Origin of the sequence: uncultured Xylophilus sp. (assembly GCA_913776965.1) — a bacterium.
Classification (GTDB): Bacteria; Pseudomonadota; Gammaproteobacteria; order Burkholderiales; family Burkholderiaceae_C; genus Xylophilus.
The window spans coordinates 19347-37726 of sequence record CAJYQL010000016.1 but is presented as its reverse complement, the minus strand read 5'-3'; the positions used below and the strand labels follow the sequence as shown (position 1 = coordinate 37726).

Genomic DNA, 18380 nt, shown 5'->3' with positions numbered 1-18380 from the left:
TTTCTCCTCAATGCCTGCTTACGCGACGTAGCACAGCACTTCGCCGCCGGTACCGGTGGCGCGTGCCTTGCGATCGGTCATCACGCCTTGCGGGGTGGTGACGATGGCCACGCCCAGGCCGTTCTGGACCTGGGGGATGGAATCACGGCCCTTGTACACGCGCAGGCCGGGACGGCTGACGCGCTCGATGCGCTCGATGACCGGGCGACCGGCGTAGTACTTCAGTGCGATCTCGAGCTCGGACTTGTTGCCCTCGGTCTTGACCTGGAAGCCGTCGATGTAACCCTCGTCCTTCAGGACTTGTGCGATCGCAATCTTCACCTTGGAAGACGGCACGGAAACGGACGCCTTGGCGACCATCTGTGCATTGCGGATGCGGGTCAGCAGGTCGGCGATGGGATCACTCATGCTCATGTTGAATCTCTCCTGCCTGCTTACCAGCTGGCCTTGGTGACACCGGGGATGTCGCCAGCGAAGGCCAGTTCACGGATCTTGCTGCGGGCCAGACCGAATTGGCGGAACGTGCCGCGCGGACGGCCGGTGATCTCGCAGCGGTTGCGCTGGCGGGTCGGGTTGGCGTTGCGCGGGATCTTCTGCAGGCCGAGGCGAGCAGCGTCGCGCTCTTCGTCGCTGCGCTTGGCATCGCCGGCAATGGCCTTGAGTTCGGCGTACTTGGCAGCGTACTTGGCTGCCAGCTTTTCGCGCTTGAGTTCGCGCTGGATCAGAGCTACTTTAGCCACACGTCACCTCAGTTCTTGAACGGGAAGCGGAAGCCCGCGAGGAGCGCCTTGGCTTCTTCATCGGTCTTGGCCGTCGTGGTAATGCTGATATTCAGACCACGGAGCGCATCGACCTTGTCGTACTCGATTTCCGGGAAGATGATCTGCTCTTTCACGCCGATGTTGTAGTTGCCGCGGCCGTCGAAGGCACGGCCGGAGATTCCGCGGAAGTCACGGACGCGCGGCAGGGCCACGGTCACGAAACGGTCCAGGAATTCGTACATCTGCACGCCGCGCAGGGTGACCATGGCGCCGATGGCCTGGCCTTCGCGGATCTTGAAGCCGGCGATGGCCTTCTTGGCCTTCGTGACGACGGGCTTCTGGCCGGCGATCTTGGTCAGGTCAGCGACGGCGTTGTCCATCACCTTCTTGTCGGAGACGGCTTCGCTCACGCCCATGTTCAGCGTGATCTTGGTCAGGCGCGGGACCTGCATCGGCGAGGTGTAGCCGAACTGCTCGGTCAGCTGCTTGACGATGTTGTCGCGGTAGTGTTGCTGGAGTCGTGCCATGTCTGTAACCCTCAGGCGGCCTTGATTTCTTCGCCGCTGGACTTGAAGACGCGCACGCGCTTGCCGTCAGCCTGCAGCTTGATGCCGACGCGGTCGGCCTTGCCGGTGGCGGCATTGAAGATCGCCACGTTGGACTGGTGGATCGGCATGGCCTTCTCCACGATGCCGCCGGTCGCGCCCTTCATCGGGTTCGGCTTGGTGTGCTTCTTCACCAGGTTGATGCCGTCGACGATCACGTGCGAGTCGTCCTTGCGCAGCGAGACCGTGCCGCGCTTGCCCTTGTCGCGTCCGGTGAGGACGATGACTTCGTCGCCTTTGCGAATCTTGTTCATGGCGTGTCCTTAGAGAACTTCAGGGGCCAGCGACACGATCTTCATGAACTTCTCGGTCCGCAGTTCGCGGGTGACCGGTCCGAAGATGCGGGTGCCGATCGGCTCCAGCTTGGCGTTGAGCAGCACGGCGGCATTGCCGTCGAACTTGACGAGCGAGCCGTCGCCGCGGCGGATGCCCTTGGCGGTGCGCACGACCACGGCGCTGTAGATCTCGCCCTTCTTGACGCGACCACGCGGAGCGGCTTCCTTGATGCTCACCTTGATGATGTCGCCCACGCTCGCATAGCGACGCTTGGACCCGCCCAGCACCTTGATGCACAGGACGGACTTCGCGCCGGTGTTGTCGGCGACTTCCAACCGGGATTCTGTCTGGATCATTTCTATATTCCCAACTTGTACCGGAAGGCCGAACCCCGCCCGAATGCCCGGGCGGGCGTCACGAAAAACCGGTCAGTCTTGGGCCCGTCGTCCACGCGCCGAACCATTTCGGAGCGCTTGAGCTGGGCAGATGTTTCGCTTTTTGAGAGCGAAGCCCGCGATTATGCGGCGTGTACGACGGCGCGTCAAGCACCCAGCTGGTACTGGGCGGCCAGTGGTGCGAATGCTGCGTCGGCCGCGTCCAGGACGCCCTCCTCCTGGAGGATTCGGGCCACGCGCGGCGCCAGGGCAGCGGCCCGGGCGGCGTCGAGGAAGAGCAGGCGGCTGCGGCGCGCGAGCACGTCCTCCACGGTTCGGGCGTATTCGTGGCGCACGGCGAACCGTACCATCGCCTCGGTCAGGCCGGGCGCGAGTTCCACGCCGGCCCCGGGCAGTTGCGCGACGGCCGCCTGCTCGCTCCCGTAGCCGTGCAGACCCGGCGCATCGCTGATGCGGTGCCGCACCGTACCGGCGTCGGGCGCACCGACGAGCGGCAGGTGGTTCGTCACCCCTGTGGAGGACGCAGGCAGCAGGCCGGCCGCGGCGCAGCGCTGCAGCACGTCCTCGGCCATCGCGCGGTAGGTGGTCCATTTGCCGCCGGTCACGGTCACCAGGCCGCTGGCGCTGGTCAGGACCGTGTGTTCGCGGCTGATCGCCTTGGTGTCGTCGCCGTCATCGCCCTGCGGCTTGACCAGCGGGCGCAGTCCGACCCAGAGGCTGCGCACATCGCTCCGTCCTGGCGCGCGCCGCAGGTAATGGGCGGATTCGCGCAGGATGAAGTCGATCTCGTCCGGGAACGCGTGCGGCTCCGGCGCGAGGTCGTCGCGCGGCGTGTCGGTGGTGCCGAGGATCACCTTGCCGAGCCAGGGCACCGCGAACAGCACCCGCCCGTCCGCGGTCTTGGGCACCAGCAGGGCGTGGTCGCCCGGCAGGAACTCGCGGTCCACCACGACGTGCACGCCCTGGCTGGGCGCGACCATCGGCCGCACCGGCCGGTGGGTCGCCTCGCCGTCCTGCTGGCGCAGCGCATCGACCCAGACGCCGGTGGCGTTGACCACGCAGCTGGCGCGCACGGTGAAGGCGCGGCCGGTCTCGGCGTCGTGGCAGCGCAGGCCGGCAACACGGCCGGCCTCGTGCACCAGCGCATCGACCGGGCAGTAGTTGACGAGCAGCGCGCCGCGTGCAGCCGCGGTGCGGGCCAGCGCGATCGCAAGGCGCGCGTCGTCGAACTGGCCGTCCCAGTACTTGACGCCGCCGCGCAGGCCGGCCGGCTGCACGCCGGGCAGCAGCTGCAGCGTCCGGTCGCGGCCGAGGAATTCGGTATCACCCAGCCCGGCCTTGCCGGCGAGCGCGTCGTAGACCTTCAGCCCGATGCCGTAGAAGGGCGTCTCCCACAGCTTGTACGAGGGCATGACGAAGGGCAGCGGCTGGGCCAGGTGCGGCGCGTTCTGCAGCAGCGTGCTGCGCTCGTGCAGCGCCTCGCGGACCAAGGATACGTTGCCCTGCGCCAGGTAGCGCACCCCGCCGTGGACCAGCTTGGTCGCGCGCGACGAGGTGCCCTTGGCGAAGTCCTGCGATTCCAGCAGCACCACCGACAGCCCGCGCGCCGCCGCGTCGAGCGCCACGCCCAGGCCGGTCGCGCCGCCACCCACCACCGCGAGGTCGTAGCGGCGGTCTTCGGCCAGGCGGTCGAGCAGGTCGGCGCGGACGGTGGGCAGGGGCGGCGGGGAAGCGGTCATGGATCGACGGTCGGCAGGCGGGACGCGAACCCGACGATTGTCCCCCGGTCTGCCGCCGGCCGGCAGTCGCGCCGGTGATCGCCCCCGTGCACGGCGGGGCCGCTCCGACGTACAGTGCGCCGATGGCGAAGACGACGACCTACTTGCTGGCCCTGGACCAGGGCACCTCCAGTTCGCGCGGCATCGTGTTCGATGCGCAGGGCTGCATCGTGGCGCAGGCGCAGCGCGAGCTGCCGCAGCACTATCCGCAGCCCGGCTGGGTGGAGCACGAGCCCGACGATATCTGGCAGACCCAGCTCGCCACCGCCCGCGAGGCGCTGCAGGCCGCCGGCATCGGCGCCGATGCGGTCCGGGCCGTCGGCATCACCAACCAGCGCGAGACCACCGTGGTCTGGAACCGCCGCACCGGCCGGCCGATCCACCGCGCGATCGTCTGGCAGGACCGCCGGGCCGAGCCGGCCTGCGCCCGGCTGCGCGCCGACGGCCACGAGGCCGAGATCCAGCGGAAGACCGGCCTGCGCATCGACGCGTACTTCTCGGCCACCAAGCTGCAGTGGCTCCTCGACCACGTGCCCGACGCCCGCGCCCAGGCGGCGCGCGGCGAACTGGCCTTCGGCACGGTCGACAGCTGGCTGATCTGGCAACTGACCGGCGGCGCGCGGCATGTGACCGACGTGAGCAACGCCTCGCGCACCATGCTGTTCGACGTGCGCCGCAACGCCTGGGACGATGAGCTGCTCGCCCTCCTCGACATCCCGCGTGCCCTGATGCCCGAGGTGCTGCCGTCCAGCGCCGACTTCGGCACGGTGCGGGCCGACCTGCTCGGCCACGCGATCCCGATCGGCGGCGTGGCCGGCGACCAGCAGGCTGCCACCTTCGGCCAGGCCTGCTTCGCGCCCGGCATGGCCAAGAACACCTACGGCACCGGCTGCTTCTTGCTGATGCACACCGGCACCGCGTTCCAGACCTCGCAGAACGGCCTGGTGACCACCAGCGCCGCCCAGCCGAGGGCGCAGACCGAGTACGCGCTGGAAGGCAGCGTGTTCGTCGGCGGCGCAGTGGTGCAGTGGCTGCGCGACGGCCTGCAGGCGATCGACGCCAGCAGCGAGGTGCAGGCCCTGGCCGAGAGCGTGCCCGACGCCGGCGGCGTGGTGTTGGTGCCGGCCTTCACCGGCCTGGGCGCGCCCTACTGGCAGCCCGAGGCGCGCGGCGCGATCACCGGGCTGACGCGCGGCACCACGATGGCCCACATCGCCCGCGCGGCGCTGGAGAGCATCGCCTTCCAGAGCGCCGCGCTGCTGGCCGCGATGCAGCGCGACGCCGCCCAGGCCGGCGTGCCCGCGGTGCAGGAATTGCGGGTGGACGGCGGCGCCTGCGTCAACGACCTGCTGATGCAGTTCCAGGCCGACCTGTTGGGCGTGCCGGTGGTGCGGCCGCAGGTGGTCGAGACGACGGCGCTGGGGGCCGCGACGCTCGCCGGGCTGTCGGCCGGCGTGTTCGCCGGGCAAGACGAACTGGCGGCGCTGTGGAAGGCGGAACGGCGCTTCGAGCCGCAATGGGACCGGGCGCGCGCCGAGGAGCGCATGGCGCAGTGGGAGCGGGCGGTGCGGCAGACGGTGGCGACCTGACGCTTCCGCGTCACGGCCCAGCGCTATCGAATAGATAGCTGATTGCGCAGGCGGGACCTGCGCAGAAGCCCGATTTCCGTATGAAACCGGCAGAGGTGCCCGGCAGGGCTCCCTGCGGCGGCGAAAATCGCCCCCACGTTCGACGACGCCGCCCAGCCCCGGCCGCGCGCACTTCGCTTCTCCTTCTATCTTTCCGACCACTCGGACCACCGCCATGCCCGACACCGCCGCCCTCGCCTCGCCCACCCCGCTCGACCTGCCGATCGCCTTCATCGGCGGCGGCAACATGGCCAGCGCCATCATCGGCGGGCTGGTCGGCCAGGGCATGGATGCCACGCGCATCGACGTGGTGGAACCGTTCGAGGAGGCCCGTGCCCGGCTGGCGCAGCAGTTCGGCATCTCGGCGCAGGCCGAAGCCGGGCCGGCGCTCGGCCGCGCGGCGCTGGTGGTCTGGGCGGTCAAGCCGCAGACCTTCCGCGACGCGGCTGCGCCGGTCGCCCCGCTGGTGCCCGACGCGCTGCACCTGAGCGTGGCCGCCGGCATCCGCAGCGACAGCATCGCCGGCTGGCTCGGCAGCGAGCGCATCGTGCGCGCGATGCCCAACACGCCGGCGCTGGTCGGCCAGGGCATGACCGGCCTGTTCGCACGCGCCGCGGCGACGGCCGAGGACCGCACGCTGGTCGAACAGGTGCTGGCCCCGACCGGCGCGACGCTGTGGCTGGACGCGGAAGCGCAGCTGGACGCGGTGACGGCGCTTTCCGGCTCCGGGCCGGCCTACGTGTTCTATTTCATCGAGGCGATGGTCGAGGCCGGCATCGCGATGGGCCTGGGCGCGGAGCGGGCGCACCGGCTGGCGGTGGCGACCTTCGGTGGCGCAGCGACGCTGGCCGCCCGGTCGGACGAAGCGCCGGCGGTGCTGCGCCAGCGGGTCACGTCGAAGGGCGGCACCACCTACGCGGCGCTGACCTCGATGGAGGCCGACGAGGTAAAGGAGCGCTTCGTGCGGGCGATGGAGGCTGCGCGGGTGCGGGCGGGGGAGCTGGGGGACGAGTTCGGACGGGGGTGAGGTCCCTCTAGGAAGGGACGCGGCGTCATCTTGATATCCGCGTTCCATCCGGGAGCGCGGATGCTGAGGGCTCTTGGCGAGCGGCGTGCTCTGTAGCCCGGACCGGGTCGGCGGGTACTCCCCTCCGCGAATGTCCCCCGGCCTGCGGCCTCCTCCTTGATTTCGCTGCGGGGAGCACCCACCGCCCCGGTCCTGCCGCTGTACGGACAGAACCGGCCGGCGCGCCACGTACGAACCGACGGCCGAACCGCAGGCCTCTATGCTCCAGCGCTCGGTTCGACGGGGATGCCGGGCAGGCGGATAGCGTAGGTTCAGGAGGAGGAAACGCCGCAGGCGTTTCCGGGGGACACGGAGCTAGCCGCCTGCCCGGCGTCCCCCCCGGACCCGCCCCGCCGCACCCCTCCACACACCGCCACCCAGCCCCAGCCCGGCGATGCCAGCCAAGCCAAGCGCAACTGTATGCCGGCCGCGCCCCCTACCGCAGCGCGAACCCGGCCACCACGCCAGCGAACAGCGTGAACCCCAGCCAGTGGTTCTCCCGAAACGCCTGGAAGCACCCGTCCCGGCTGCGGTCCCGGATCAGCCTCCAGTGCCGTGCGGCCTGCAGCGCCGCCAAGCTCAGCGCTACATAAAAAGGAGCACCTAACGCAAGCGGGACCAGCGCCAGCGCCAGAATCGCCAACGACAGTGCATAGAACACCACCACCGCCGCCACGTCGAAGCGCCCCAGCGTGATCGCCGAGGTCTTCATGCCAATCTTCAGGTCGTCGTCGCGGTCCACCATCGCGTACTCGGTGTCGTAGGCCAGCACCCAGAACAGGTTGGACACCACCAGCCAGCCCGCCAGCGCCGGCACCCGGCCCTGCACCGCGGCGAACGCCATCGGGATGCCAAAGCTGAAGGCGATGCCCAGGACAGCCTGCGGCATCGACACGTACCGCTTGGCGAAGGGATAGGCGAGCGTCACCGCCAGCGCCCCGAAGGACCAGAGGATCGTCGGTACGTTGGTCGTCAGCACCAGCGCAAAAGCCGCCAGCGCCAGCACCGCGCCGAACACCAGCGCCTGCCGCGGCGTGATCGCGCCGCTCGTCACAGGCCGCTGGGCGGTGCGTTTGACGTGCCGGTCGAAGTCGCGGTCGGCCACGTCGTTCACGCAGCACCCGGCGCTGCGCATCAGTATCGTGCCCGCCACGAACACGGCCAGCAGGTGCCAGCCGGGGAAGCCGCCCGCGGCGATCCACAGCGCCGTCAGCGTCGGCCACAGCAGCAGCAGCCAGCCTGCAGGCCGGTCCCAGCGGATCAGGTTCAGATACAGCGAAAGACGTGAAGGCGGCATGGGGACACACAAAAGCAGAAGGGCGGACCGCCGATTCTGCGTCCCGCCCTTCCGAAAAACCGATGCCTTCCTGCAAAGGAAGGCGGAGTGCCTCAGCGCTCCGCCGGTCGGCCAGTGCCGCCCCCTGCAAGGGGGCAGGCGGAGCGCTGCAAGCGCGCAACCTGGGGGTGTGCTTACTCCTCCAGCAGCGACCGCAGCATCCAGGCCGTCTGGTCGTGCACCTGGCACCGGGCGGTCAGCATGTCGGCGGTCGCGTCGTCACCCGCCTCTTCCGCGACCGGGATGAACTCGCGGGAGATGCGCGAGACCGTCTCGTGGCCCTGCACCAGGATGCGGATCATCTCCTTGGCCTTGGGCGGCTGCTGCGGCACGTCGGCGACGGTGGCGATCTTGCTGAACTCGGCATACGAGCCCGGCGCGTAGTGGCCGAGGGAGCGGATGCGCTCGGCGATGGTGTCCGTCGAGTTCCACAGCTCGGTGTACTGGTCCATGAACATCGCGTGCAGCGAGGTGAAGTGCGGACCGGTGACGTTCCAGTGGAAGTTATGGGTCGTGAAGTACAGGGTGAAGGTGTCGGCCAGCACGCGCGACAGGCCTTCGGCGATCGCGGCACGGTCGGCATCTTCGATACCGATGTTGATGCGCGGCGCGCCGGCGCTGCCGGACGACGGGGCGACGACGGCGCCGCCCTTGGTCGGCACCTTGCCGGCGGCGGCCGCCGGTGCGTCGGCGATGGGAGCGCCCTTGGGCTGCTTCTGGGTCTTGTCGGGTTTGGCCATGCGTTCTCTCCTCGGGATGGTGACGGGGTGAATCGGTCAGGGTATGCGCCCGCAGGGGCGCAGGCAACAGACGCAATCTATCGCAGCGATCGCCTTCGACCGGTAACCAAGTCCCTCAGGACAGCCGCGTCACGCCCGGCAGCTCGCAGGCGTAGATCGCGTTGCGCAGTGCCGCGATCGCCTCGTAGCGGGTGACGCTGCGGCGCCAGGCCAGCACCACCCGGCGCGACGGCGGCGTGCCCTCGAACGGGATGTAGCGCACGTGCGTGTCGTCGTTCGCATCGGCACCGGCGGCAAGCGCCGCGGCCGGCACGGACAGCCGGGGCACCAGCGTCACGCCCATGCCGGCGGCGACCATGTGCTTGATCGTCTCCAGCGACGAGCCCTCGAAGCTCTTGCGGATGCCCTCGGCGTTGGCCGAGAAGCGCGCGAACTCCGGACACACCTCCAGCACGTGGTCGCGGAAACAGTGGCCGGTGCCGAGCAGCAGCATCGTCTCGCTCTTCACTTCCTCGGCGGTGACCGTGGTGCGCTGCGCCAGCGGATGGTGCCGCGGCACCGCCAGCAGGAACGGCTCGTCGTAGAGCGGCGCCAGCGCCAGGCCGGTGTCGGGGAACGGCTCGGCCATCACCGCGCAGTCGATCTCGCCGGTGCGCAGCATCTCCAGCAGGCGGGCGGTGAAGTTCTCCTGCAGCACCAGCGGCATCTGCGGCGTGCGGGCGATCGTCTGGCGCACCAGGTCGGGCAGCAAGTAGGGCCCGATGGTGTAGATGATCCCGAGGATCAGCGGCCCGGCGAGCGGGTCCTTGCCGCGCTTGGCGATCTCCTTGATGCCGGCGGCCTGCTCGAGCACGCTCTGCGCCTGCCGCACGATCTCCTCGCCGAGCGGGGTGACCGCGACCTCGTTGGCGCTGCGCTCGAACAGCTTGACCTCCAGCTCGTCCTCGAGCTTGCGGATCGCGACCGACAGCGTGGGCTGCGAGACGTAGCAGGCCTCGGCCGCCTTGCCGAAATGCTTCTCGCGGGCGACCGCGACGATGTACTTGAGTTCGGTGAGGGTCATGCGGCGATTCCGATGCAGTCGGCAACGCCGGGCGTGGCGATGTCCGAAAACGGCAGCAGCCGTCGGTCCAGGGTGGCAAAGCGGTGGCCGGCACGGTGCGCCAGACCCAGCAGGTAGGCGTCGGTCACCTGGCGATGGCCGACCAGGCCGGGTGCGTGCAGGGGCGCCAGGTCCGCCGGCGGCAGGTCAGGCAGCGGCAGGTGGTCGGTCTGCGCGCAGAACCGGGCCAGCAGGCGCAGGGCCTCGGGCGGCGGCACGGCGTCGGCCGCAAAGGAGGGATTGGACGACACCCGGACGAAACCCAGTTGCGTGACCGCGCAGCTGGACCATGGCCGGCGGGGCAGCGCCAGGAACCACTGGCGCGCCAGTGCGTGGTGCAGGTGGTGCGGCCATGTCAGCGCGAGCAGCAGGTTGACATCGAGCAGCCAGCGCGGCGCGGCGGAGACCGTCACGTCTCGTCGTCCAGGCAGCGCTTGACGTCGTCCAGCGTCACCACCTGCGCATCCGGCCGGCTGTAGAAGGTCGGAATGACGTCTCCGTCGTCGGTCCGGGCGGTGACCGCCGTGCGCAGGCCCCGCAGGGCCAGATCCGATACCGCCCGGCCCAGGCTGACGGACTGGTGCGCCGCCAGGGCGCGGGCAGCCTGCAGCACCGAGGGATCGAGGTCGAGGGTGGTTCTCATCACGACATCTTGGCATCAAGACATCCAGCGGTCAAACTCCGGTATGCATCGACACCCTGCCCGCCGACAATCGCGCCATGCCGCTCGCCGACTACCTCTTCTTCCTGCCCGCCTGCTTTGCGCTCAACCTCGCGTTCGGGCCGAACAACCTGCTGTCGGTGACCATCGGCGCGCGCCAGGGCGTGGCGGCGGCGATGCTCGCGGGCATCGGCCGGCTGGTCGCCTTCGCGCCGATGATCGCGGCGACCGGGCTCGGCATGGGCGCGCTGCTGGCGGCGTCGGAGCTGGCGTTCACCGCCCTCAAGTTCGTCGGCGCGGCCTACCTGGTGTGGCTCGGCATCCGGCTGCTGCGGGCGCCGGCGCCGGTGGGCGACGCGGGCCTGCCGACGGCGCCGCGGCCGGTGCGGGCGCTGGCGCGGCAGGAGTTCCTGGTCGCGATCGGCAACCCGAAGGCGATCCTGATCTTCACCGCCTTCCTGCCGCAGTTCGTGCGGCCCGATGCGTATGCGCAGAGCTATGTGGTCGTCGGCGCGACCTTCCTGGTGCTGGAGATCGCGGCCATCGCGCTCTACGCCGCCTTCGGCGCCCGGCTCGGCCGGCTGGCCGCGCGCGGTGCGGCGCTGCGCTGGTTCAACCGGGCGAGCGGCGCGATGATGGTCGGCTTCGGCCTGCTGCTGGCGGCGGCGCGGCGGCCGGGGGGCTGAGCGGCCGGATGCGGAGCGGACCGGCGGCAGGCCGGGCCTACCGGCCCCTTACGTCCGCCGACGGCTGCCCTCGCAGGTTGCCGATTGCCGGCATCGTCACCGGCCTGCCCTGCCGGTCACTCCAGCCGGTGGGTGTCGTCCGCGGCCTGCGGCGGCGTCTTGATCGCGATTGCCTTGAAGCGGCCGGTGGTGGCCATCGAGCCGGCGTGGGCGGTGCCCTTGGGGATGATGATCAGGTCGCCGGGGCCGATGGTCTGCTGCTTGTCGCCGAGCCAGAAGGTACCGGTGCCCTCGACGATGTACTGGATCTCGTCCACGTCGCGGTGGTAGTGCTTGAATACGTTGCCCGACTGCACCGCGACCGTCGCGCCCGGCTTGCTCACGTAGGTGCGCGAGCGCAGGTCCAGGCCCGGGCGGGCCGGACCGATGTCGTCTTCGCTCAGCTGGCCGACCTTGATGATCTGCGGCACCAGCGGCACGTCGGCCTGGGCGGTAGCGGTGGGCAGGCCGTGGCTCGCCAGCAGGCCGGCCGAGAAGGCGGCGGCCAGGGCGGCGAAGAAGGGGATGCGACGCATGGGAAAAGCTCCTGTTGTCGTGGTCTTGCGCACAGCCGGGGCGGCTGCGCGGCGCCATTGTTGAGGGCCGGCCTGCAGGCCGGATACCGCGCAAACCCGGCCCTGCGGCGGATGCGCAACGGCTGCCGCGGGCCGCGCCCCGCACACCGGCGAAGACCGTACCGCAAGCTGGCTCAGGCCTTCAGATATTCGGACTTGGTGCCCAGCCACCGTGCGACATGCCGCGCCGCCAGCGCCGGGTCGCGGTCCAGCATCTGCGGCGCCAGGCTGCGGGCCCAGTCGAGCAGGTCGCCGTCGGTCTCCAGGTCGGCGAAGCGCAGCAGCGCGGCGCCGGACTGGCGGGCGCCGAGGAATTCGCCCGGCCCGCGGATCTCCAGGTCGCGCCGCGCGATCTCGAAGCCGTCGGCCGTCTCGACCATCGCGCGCAGCCGCTCGCGCGCCGTCTCGCTGACCCGGCCGCCCTCGTTGGTGGCGTAGAGCAGCACGCAGGCCGACGCCGCCGCGCCGCGCCCGACCCGACCGCGCAGCTGGTGCAGCTGCGAAAGCCCGAAGCGCTCGGCATGCTCGATCACCATCAGCGAAGCATTGGGCACGTCCACACCCACCTCGATCACCGTGGTGCTGACCAGCACGCCCATGTGGCCGGCGGCGAACGCGGCCATCACCGCCTTCTTCTCGGCCGTCGGCATGCGCGAATGCAGCAGGCCGATCGCGGTACCCGGCAGCGCGTCGACCAGATCGGCATGGGTCTGGGTGGCATTGGTCAGGTCGACGGCCTCGCTCTCCTCGATCAGCGGGCAGACCCAGTACACCTGCCGGCCCTGCGCCAGCTGCGTGCCGATGCGGGCCACCACCTCGTCGCGCCGCGCGTCGGCGACGATCTTGGTGACGATCGGCGTGCGGCCCGGCGGCAGCTCGTCGATGGTCGAGACGTCGAGATCGGCGTAGTAGCTCATCGCCAGCGTGCGGGGGATCGGCGTGGCGGTCATCATCAGCAGGTGGGGCTCGACCTGGAACGGCGCGCTCTCTTTTTCATAGCTGGTTGCGCCCGCCCCGCCTGCGCTAGATGCCTCCGGCGATCCGATATCGCCGGAGGGGTGCGGCGCCTCCAGCGCCGGCGCCTTGCCGCGCAGGGCCAGCCGCTGGGCCACGCCGAATCGGTGCTGCTCGTCGATGATCGCGAGCCCCAGCCGGTGGAAGACCACCTGCTCCTGGATCACCGCATGGGTGCCTACCACCAGCGCGGCGGTGCCGGCGGCGATGGTGTCCAGTGCCGCGCGGCGTTCCTTCTTCTTCTGGCTGCCGGTGAGCCAGGCGACCTGCTGGCCGCGCGCTTCCAGCAGCGGCGCCAGCCAGCCGACCAGCTTCTGGAAATGCTGCTCGGCCAGGATCTCGGTCGGCGCCATCAGCGCGCACTGCCAGCCGGCGGCGATGCAGGTGCAGGCCGCCAGCGCCGCGACCACCGTCTTGCCGGCGCCCACGTCGCCCTGCAGCAGCCGGTGCATCGGCACGGCGCCCCGGCCGTCGGCGGCGACGCGGGCCATGTCGGCCGCGATCTCGGCCACCACCCGCTCCTGCGCGCCGGTGAGCGCGAAGGGCAGCACCGCGCGCAGCTGCGCCGGCAGGTCGTGGGCGGGCGGCGCGGCCAGCAGCGGCGCCCGCAGCGCGTCGCGGGCGCGCTTGGCCTCCAGCTGCGACAGCTGCTGCGCGAGCAGCTCTTCCGCCTTCAGCCGCTGCCAGGCGGGATGGCTGCGGTCCTCCAGCGAGGCCAGCGCCACGTCCTTCGACGGATAGTGCAAAAACGATAGCGCATCGCGCAGGCTCCACCGGCGCGGCGGGCCTTTTTCGCCATACAGGCCGGCGCCGGCCGGGTACGGCGGCGCACCGGCGGGCAGCGTCTCCGACAGGTCGGCGCGGACCAGGGCCGACTGCACCGCCCGGCGCAGGTAGGCCTGCGGCAGCTGGGCGCTGGTCGGGTAGACGGGGGTGAGCGCCTCGGGCAGCGGCGCGTCGGCGGCGCGGAAGGCCGGATGCAGCATCGTGCGGCCGATGAAGCCGCCGCGGATCTCGCCGCGCACCCGCACCTGCGCACCTTCGGCCAGCGCCTTCTGGTGCGACGGGTAGAAGGTGAAGAAGCGCAGCTCCAGCGTGTCGCTGCCGTCGTCGATCAGCACCTTCAGCTGGCGGCGCGGCGCGAGCTGCACGTCGCTGTGCACCACCGTGCCGACCACCTGCGCGATGTCGCCGTTGCGGGTGTCGGCGATGCGCTGGATGCGGGTCTCGTCTTCGTAGCGCAGCGGCACGTGCAGCGCCAGGTCGATGTCGCGCCGCAGGCCGAGCTTGTGCATCGCCTGCTGGGCGGGGCTCGGCGGCGCCTTGCGGGCCGGGGCGGACGGAGCGGGGGCGGCAGCAGACGGGACGGCGGGACGGGCAGCGCGGGGCATCGGTGGCCGATTCTGCCCGGCGGCGGTCCGTCGCGCCGCCGTGGGGACCGCTCAGCCGTGGATGCCGCCCGCCACCTCGATCCGCTGGCCGTTGATCCAGCGGCCGCCCTCCGACAGCAGCGCGGCCACCGCGTCGCCGATGTCCTCCGGCAGGCCGACGCGGCCGAGCGGGGTGCTCTGGGCGATGCGGGCGTTCAGGTCGGCGTTGTCGCGCACCGCGCCGCCGCCGAAGTCGGTCTCGATCGCGCCGGGAGCGATGGTGTTGACCGCGATGCGGCGGGGGCCGAGCTCGGCGGCCAGGTAGCGGGTCAGCACCTCCACGCCGCCCTTCATCATCGCGTAGGCCGCATAGCCGGGATAGGAGAAGCGCGCCAGTCCGCTCGACACGTTGACGATGCGGCCGCCGTCGGCGATCAGCGGCAGCAGGGCCTGCGTCAGGAAGAAGGTGCCCTTCAGGTGGATCGCGACCATGTCGTCGAACTGCTGCTCGGTGGTCTCGGCGAAGGGCGCGTAGGCACCGACGCCGGCGTTGTTGACCAGGAAGTCGATCCGCTCGCGGCCCCATGTCGCCAGTTGCCGGCCGACCTCGGCCGCGAAGTCGGCGAAGCCGGCGCTGCGGGCCACGTCGAGCGGCAGCGCGACCGCGCGGCGACCCTGCGCGGCGATGGCAGCGACGACCGCGTCGGCCTCGGCGCGGTTGCTGCGGTAGGTGAGCACGATGTCGGTGCCCTGCGTGGCCAGGGCCAGCGCCATGCTGCGGCCGAGGCCGCGGCTGCCGCCGGTGATGAGGGCGATGCGCGGGAGGGAGGAGGAAGAGGTCGTCGTGGCGGTCATGCGGGGCTCCAGGCGGTCAGTGAATCGGGATGCATGCATGGTATTGAGCGATCCGCATGCGATAAACCCGCACGGCACCATCACACTGTTCAGCCCCGACCAACAATCCCATGCACCGCATCGACGCGCTCCAGATCTTCGTCCGGGTGGCCGAGCAGGGCAGCTTCACCCAGGCCGCCCTGCAGCTCGGGCTGCCGAAGGCCACCGCCTCGGTCGCGGTGCGGCAGCTGGAGGCCGACCTCGGCGTCCGGCTGCTGCACCGGACCACCCGCAGCGTGCGGCTGACCGCCGACGGGCAGGCGTTCTACGATCGCGGCACCGCGCTGCTGGCGGAGATCGACGATCTGCACGGCCAGTTCCGCGCCGACGGGGAAGCGTTGCGTGGCCGGCTGCGGGTCGACATGCCGACCGGCACCGCCAACAACCTCGTGATCCCGGCGCTGCCCGACTTTCTGGCCGCGCATCCGGCGCTGGAACTGCAGCTGAGCAGCACCGACCGGCGGGTCGACATCGTGCAGGAGGGTTTCGACTGCGTGCTGCGCATCGGCCCGCTGGCCGACAGCAGCCTGGTCGCGCATCCGCTGGGCGCGATGCCGCAACACAACTACGCGAGCCCCGGCTACTTGGCGCGGCACGGCATGCCGCAGGGGCTGGACGACCTGGCGGGCGGCGGCCACCGCATGGTGCATTACGTGTCGGCGCTGGGTGCGCGGCCGGTCGGCTGGGAAACCACCGGCGCCGACGGGCAGGCCGCCACGCTCGCGATGCCGGGCGTGCTGCAGGTCACCAACGTGCAGGCGTACGAGGCCGCCTGCGTCGCCGGGCTCGGCCTGATCCAGGCGCCGCGCGCCGGCATGCAGAAGCACATCGCCAGCGGCCAGCTGGTGGAGGTGCTGCCCGGCCTGCGGGCGCCGCCGCTGCCGGTCGCGCTGGTGGTGGCGCACCGGCGCGGGCTGTCGCGCCGGGTGCGGGTGTTCATGGACTGGATGCGCGAGCTGCTGGCCCCCTGGCTGCGCGACTGACGCGGTACTGCCAGAATCGCGGTTCGCCGGTTTTCCACCGTCTTCCTGCCTTCCTTGGAACGGACGCGTCCCGTCCTCAAGCGCCATGACCCCTTCCGCCCCGGCCGCCGCGCCGCGCGACTTCACCGTCGCCGATTTCGATTTCGACCTGCCCCCCGCGCTGATCGCCCAGCATCCCGCCGCCGAGCGCAGCGGCTCGCGCCTGCTCGACGGCACCGGCGCGACGCCGGTGGACCGGGTGTTCCGCGACCTTCCCGGCCTGCTGCGGGCCGGCGACCTGCTGGTGTTCAACGACACCCGCGTCGTCAAGGCGCGGCTTTTCGGCGAGAAACCCACCGGCGGCAAGGCCGAGCTGCTGGTCGAACGCGTGCTGCAGGGGCAGGAGATCGTCGCCCACGTCAAGGTCAGCAAGAAGCCGCCGGTCGGCACCACGCTGCGGATGGCGGGCGGCTTCGGCGCCACGCTGCTCGGCCGCTGGCCGGCGGACGACGGGCCGCTGTTCCGATTCCGCCTCGACGGGCCGGCCGGCGAGACGCCCTACGACCTGATGGAGCGCCACGGCCACGTGCCGCTGCCGCCGTACATCGAGCGCGACCAGCAGCAGGCAGCCGCCGCCCACGCGGCCGAGGACGAGCGCCGCTACCAGACCGTCTTCGCCCGCGCGCCGGGCGCTGTGGCGGCGCCGACCGCCGCGCTGCATTTCGACGAGGCGGTGCTCGCCGCGCTGGAAGCGCAGGGCGTGCAGCGCGCCGCCGTCACGCTGCACGTCGGCGCCGGCACCTTCCAGCCGGTGAAGGTGGAGCGCATCGCCGACCACCACATGCACCACGAGCGCTACGCCGTGCCCGCGGCGACCCAGCAGGCGATCGCCGACTGCCGCGCCCGCGGCGGCCGGGTGGTGGCGGTCGGCACGACCACCGTACGTACGCTCGAATCCTGGGCCCGCAGCGGCGCGCCCGAGGGCGACACCGACATCTTCATCACCCCGGGCTTCGCCTTCCAAGTGGTGGACATGCTGCTGACCAATTTCCACCTGCCGAAGTCGACGCTGATGATGCTGGCCAGCGCCTTCGCCGGGTACGACCAAGTGATGGCGCTGTACCGGCATGCGGTGGCGCAGCAGTACCGCTTCTTCAGCTACGGCGACGCGATGCTGCTGGCGCGTGCGCGCTAGGATTTCCGCCGACATTCCTGCCCGACCGCCCCTTTCCATCCGCGAACGGACTGCCTCGATGGCCCTGCACCCGCTTCTCTCCGCCGCCGTTGTGCTCGCCGCGGCGCTGCTGCCCGGCACCGCCGCCCAGGCCCGCGGCTACACGCCGCAGGGCCGCTGCGGCGACCATGCGCGGCTCGACATCGCCAGCCCGACCGGCACCTGCGTCGCCCTGCTCGCCGACGAGGCCGAGGGCCTGCGCATGCCGCGGCGCATCCTGGAAGTGGCGCCCGGCCGCTACTGGATCGTGGACATGGGCTCCTGGGATGCCGACCGCGGCCGACTGCTGGAGATGACGCTGCCTGCCGACGGCCCGGCGCCGCGCCGCGCGAAGATCGCCGTGCTGGCCGACAAGCTCGACCGGCCGCTTGGTCTGGCGATCGGCCCGGACGGCAAGGCCTATGTCGGCGAGGCCGGCCGCATCTGGCGCACGCCGGTCCCGGCCGCCGGCGGCGCGCTGCAGCGCGAGGTGCTGATCGACAAGCTGCCGCACGACGGTGCCCATCCGCTCAAGGAGATCGCCTTCGGCCCGGGCGGGCGGATGTTCGTGAACGTCGGCTCGTCGTCCGACGCCTGCCGCGACGACCGGCAGCAGCAGCCGGTGCCCTGCCCCGACCTGGCGGGTGCCACCCCGCGTGCCGCCGTCTACGAGGCGGTGCTTGCCGGCCCGCAGTGGGCGCTGCAGAGCTTCAAGCCCTTCGCCACCGGCCTGCGCAACTCGGTGGCGCTCGCGGTACTGGCCGACGGCCCTGCGAAAGGCACGGTGCTGCAGGGCGAGAACTCGATCGACTACACCGACGTCGGCAGCCCGCCCGAGGAACTCAACGTCCTGCAGGCCGGCAAGCACTACGGCTGGCCGTACTGCGTGGCCGACCGCCAGCCGGCGCGCGGCTACGAGAAGCGCTTCGACTGCGCTGCCACCGTCGCGCCGCGCATGCTCTGGCCGGCCCATGCCGCACCGCTGCAGATGGTCGCCGGCCCGGCCGGCAGCCGCTTCGCCGGCCAGGTGCTGGTCGCCTGGCACGGCTACAAGCCGGCCGGCCACCGGGTCGTCGGCTATGCCCGCGATGCGCAGGGCCTGCCCGCCGGCCAACCGGTCGAATGGCTCGGCGGCTGGGACGCGAAGCCCGGCGTGCGGCCGCTCGGCAAGCCCACCGGCCTGACGGTCGACCGTCAGGGCCGGCTGCTGGTGGTCGAAGACCTGAACCGCACCGTGCTGATGCTGCTGCCGTCCGCCCCGAAGAAATAAGCCCCCTGG

At 71.2% G+C, this 18380-nt stretch carries 20 protein-coding genes; 6 read left to right on the top strand and 14 right to left on the bottom strand.

Annotation, left to right across the window (positions count from 1 at the left end):
* Nucleotides 1–18: 18 nt before the first annotated feature.
* The 6 genes from rpsH to QZ500_RS01960 form a co-directional block, all read right to left on the bottom strand.
* Nucleotides 19–414 carry a 30S ribosomal protein S8 gene (gene rpsH / locus QZ500_RS01985; RefSeq protein WP_295850132.1) on the bottom strand — a complete coding sequence of 132 codons (396 nt, stop codon included), beginning with the start codon at nucleotides 412–414 and terminating at the stop codon, nucleotides 19–21.
* Nucleotides 415–434: 20 nt separating this feature from the next.
* Nucleotides 435–740: a 30S ribosomal protein S14 gene (rpsN, locus tag QZ500_RS01980; protein ID WP_295850130.1), complete on the bottom strand. Its 306-nt coding sequence runs from the start codon at nucleotides 738–740 to the stop codon at nucleotides 435–437.
* Between the two features lie 8 nt (nucleotides 741–748).
* On the bottom strand, nucleotides 749–1288 hold the full coding sequence (gene rplE / locus QZ500_RS01975) for a 50S ribosomal protein L5 (RefSeq protein ID WP_295850128.1): 540 nt from the start codon (nucleotides 1286–1288) through the stop codon (nucleotides 749–751).
* Nucleotides 1289–1299: 11 nt separating this feature from the next.
* Entirely contained in the window at nucleotides 1300–1620 is a 321-nt protein-coding gene (gene rplX / locus QZ500_RS01970; protein WP_295850127.1) for a 50S ribosomal protein L24, read from the bottom strand.
* Between the two features lie 9 nt (nucleotides 1621–1629).
* A complete protein-coding gene (gene rplN, locus QZ500_RS01965) occupies nucleotides 1630–1998 on the bottom strand; it encodes a 50S ribosomal protein L14 (RefSeq protein ID WP_055840955.1) in 369 nt (122 codons plus the stop codon).
* Nucleotides 1999–2183: 185 nt separating this feature from the next.
* Nucleotides 2184–3776 carry a glycerol-3-phosphate dehydrogenase/oxidase gene (locus tag QZ500_RS01960; RefSeq protein ID WP_295850123.1) on the bottom strand — a complete coding sequence of 531 codons (1593 nt, stop codon included), beginning with the start codon at nucleotides 3774–3776 and terminating at the stop codon, nucleotides 2184–2186.
* 122 nt (nucleotides 3777–3898) lie between these two features.
* Between QZ500_RS01960 and glpK the strand changes: the two genes are divergently transcribed.
* Nucleotides 3899–5404 (top strand): glycerol kinase GlpK, encoded by a 1506-nt coding sequence (gene glpK / locus QZ500_RS01955; RefSeq protein WP_295850122.1) that lies wholly within the window; start codon nucleotides 3899–3901, stop codon nucleotides 5402–5404.
* Between the two features lie 214 nt (nucleotides 5405–5618).
* Nucleotides 5619–6470: a pyrroline-5-carboxylate reductase gene (proC, locus tag QZ500_RS01950; RefSeq protein WP_295850120.1), complete on the top strand. Its 852-nt coding sequence runs from the start codon at nucleotides 5619–5621 to the stop codon at nucleotides 6468–6470.
* 475 nt (nucleotides 6471–6945) lie between these two features.
* On the opposite strand, the gene ubiA is transcribed toward proC, so the two are convergent.
* The 5 genes from ubiA to QZ500_RS01925 all read right to left on the bottom strand — a co-directional run bounded on the left by ubiA (nucleotide 6946) and on the right by QZ500_RS01925 (nucleotide 10330).
* Nucleotides 6946–7806: a 4-hydroxybenzoate octaprenyltransferase gene (gene ubiA, locus QZ500_RS01945; RefSeq protein WP_295850119.1), complete on the bottom strand. Its 861-nt coding sequence runs from the start codon at nucleotides 7804–7806 to the stop codon at nucleotides 6946–6948.
* Between the two features lie 173 nt (nucleotides 7807–7979).
* Nucleotides 7980–8585 (bottom strand): Dps family protein, encoded by a 606-nt coding sequence (locus QZ500_RS01940; protein WP_295850117.1) that lies wholly within the window; start codon nucleotides 8583–8585, stop codon nucleotides 7980–7982.
* 115 nt (nucleotides 8586–8700) lie between these two features.
* A complete protein-coding gene (locus QZ500_RS01935; protein ID WP_295850114.1) occupies nucleotides 8701–9648 on the bottom strand; it encodes a LysR substrate-binding domain-containing protein in 948 nt (315 codons plus the stop codon).
* Nucleotides 9645–10100, bottom strand: a complete 456-nt coding sequence (locus tag QZ500_RS01930) for a TA system VapC family ribonuclease toxin (protein WP_295850113.1) — start codon at nucleotides 10098–10100, stop codon at nucleotides 9645–9647. The genes QZ500_RS01935 and QZ500_RS01930 overlap by 4 nt, the downstream gene beginning before the upstream one ends.
* Nucleotides 10097–10330 carry a hypothetical protein gene (locus QZ500_RS01925; protein WP_295850111.1) on the bottom strand — a complete coding sequence of 78 codons (234 nt, stop codon included), beginning with the start codon at nucleotides 10328–10330 and terminating at the stop codon, nucleotides 10097–10099. The genes QZ500_RS01930 and QZ500_RS01925 overlap by 4 nt, the downstream gene beginning before the upstream one ends.
* Before the next feature lie 77 nt (nucleotides 10331–10407).
* Between QZ500_RS01925 and QZ500_RS01920 the strand changes: the two genes are divergently transcribed.
* On the top strand, nucleotides 10408–11034 hold the full coding sequence (locus tag QZ500_RS01920; protein WP_295850109.1) for a LysE family translocator: 627 nt from the start codon (nucleotides 10408–10410) through the stop codon (nucleotides 11032–11034).
* Nucleotides 11035–11150: 116 nt separating this feature from the next.
* Here the strand turns inward: QZ500_RS01920 and QZ500_RS01915 are convergent, their stop codons facing one another.
* From QZ500_RS01915 to QZ500_RS01905, 3 genes are all read right to left on the bottom strand, one after another.
* Entirely contained in the window at nucleotides 11151–11609 is a 459-nt protein-coding gene (locus QZ500_RS01915; protein ID WP_295850107.1) for a cupin domain-containing protein, read from the bottom strand.
* Between the two features lie 173 nt (nucleotides 11610–11782).
* Nucleotides 11783–14053, bottom strand: a complete 2271-nt coding sequence (gene recG, locus QZ500_RS01910) for an ATP-dependent DNA helicase RecG (RefSeq protein WP_295850106.1) — start codon at nucleotides 14051–14053, stop codon at nucleotides 11783–11785.
* Nucleotides 14054–14104: 51 nt separating this feature from the next.
* The gene (locus QZ500_RS01905; RefSeq protein ID WP_295850104.1) at nucleotides 14105–14887 is read right to left on the bottom strand and encodes an SDR family oxidoreductase; all 783 of its coding nucleotides are present in this window, start codon (nucleotides 14885–14887) and stop codon (nucleotides 14105–14107) included.
* Nucleotides 14888–14997: 110 nt separating this feature from the next.
* Here QZ500_RS01905 and QZ500_RS01900 point away from each other — a divergent pair, with 110 nt between their 5' ends.
* From QZ500_RS01900 to QZ500_RS01890, 3 genes are all read left to right on the top strand, one after another.
* Nucleotides 14998–15909: a LysR family transcriptional regulator gene (locus QZ500_RS01900; protein ID WP_295850103.1), complete on the top strand. Its 912-nt coding sequence runs from the start codon at nucleotides 14998–15000 to the stop codon at nucleotides 15907–15909.
* A gap of 85 nt (nucleotides 15910–15994) precedes the next feature.
* Complete coding sequence (gene queA, locus QZ500_RS01895) at nucleotides 15995–17083, top strand: tRNA preQ1(34) S-adenosylmethionine ribosyltransferase-isomerase QueA (RefSeq protein WP_295850102.1); 1089 nt, start codon at nucleotides 15995–15997, stop codon at nucleotides 17081–17083.
* Between the two features lie 58 nt (nucleotides 17084–17141).
* Entirely contained in the window at nucleotides 17142–18371 is a 1230-nt protein-coding gene (locus QZ500_RS01890; RefSeq protein ID WP_295850098.1) for a PQQ-dependent sugar dehydrogenase, read from the top strand.
* Nucleotides 18372–18380: the final 9 nt, after the last annotated feature.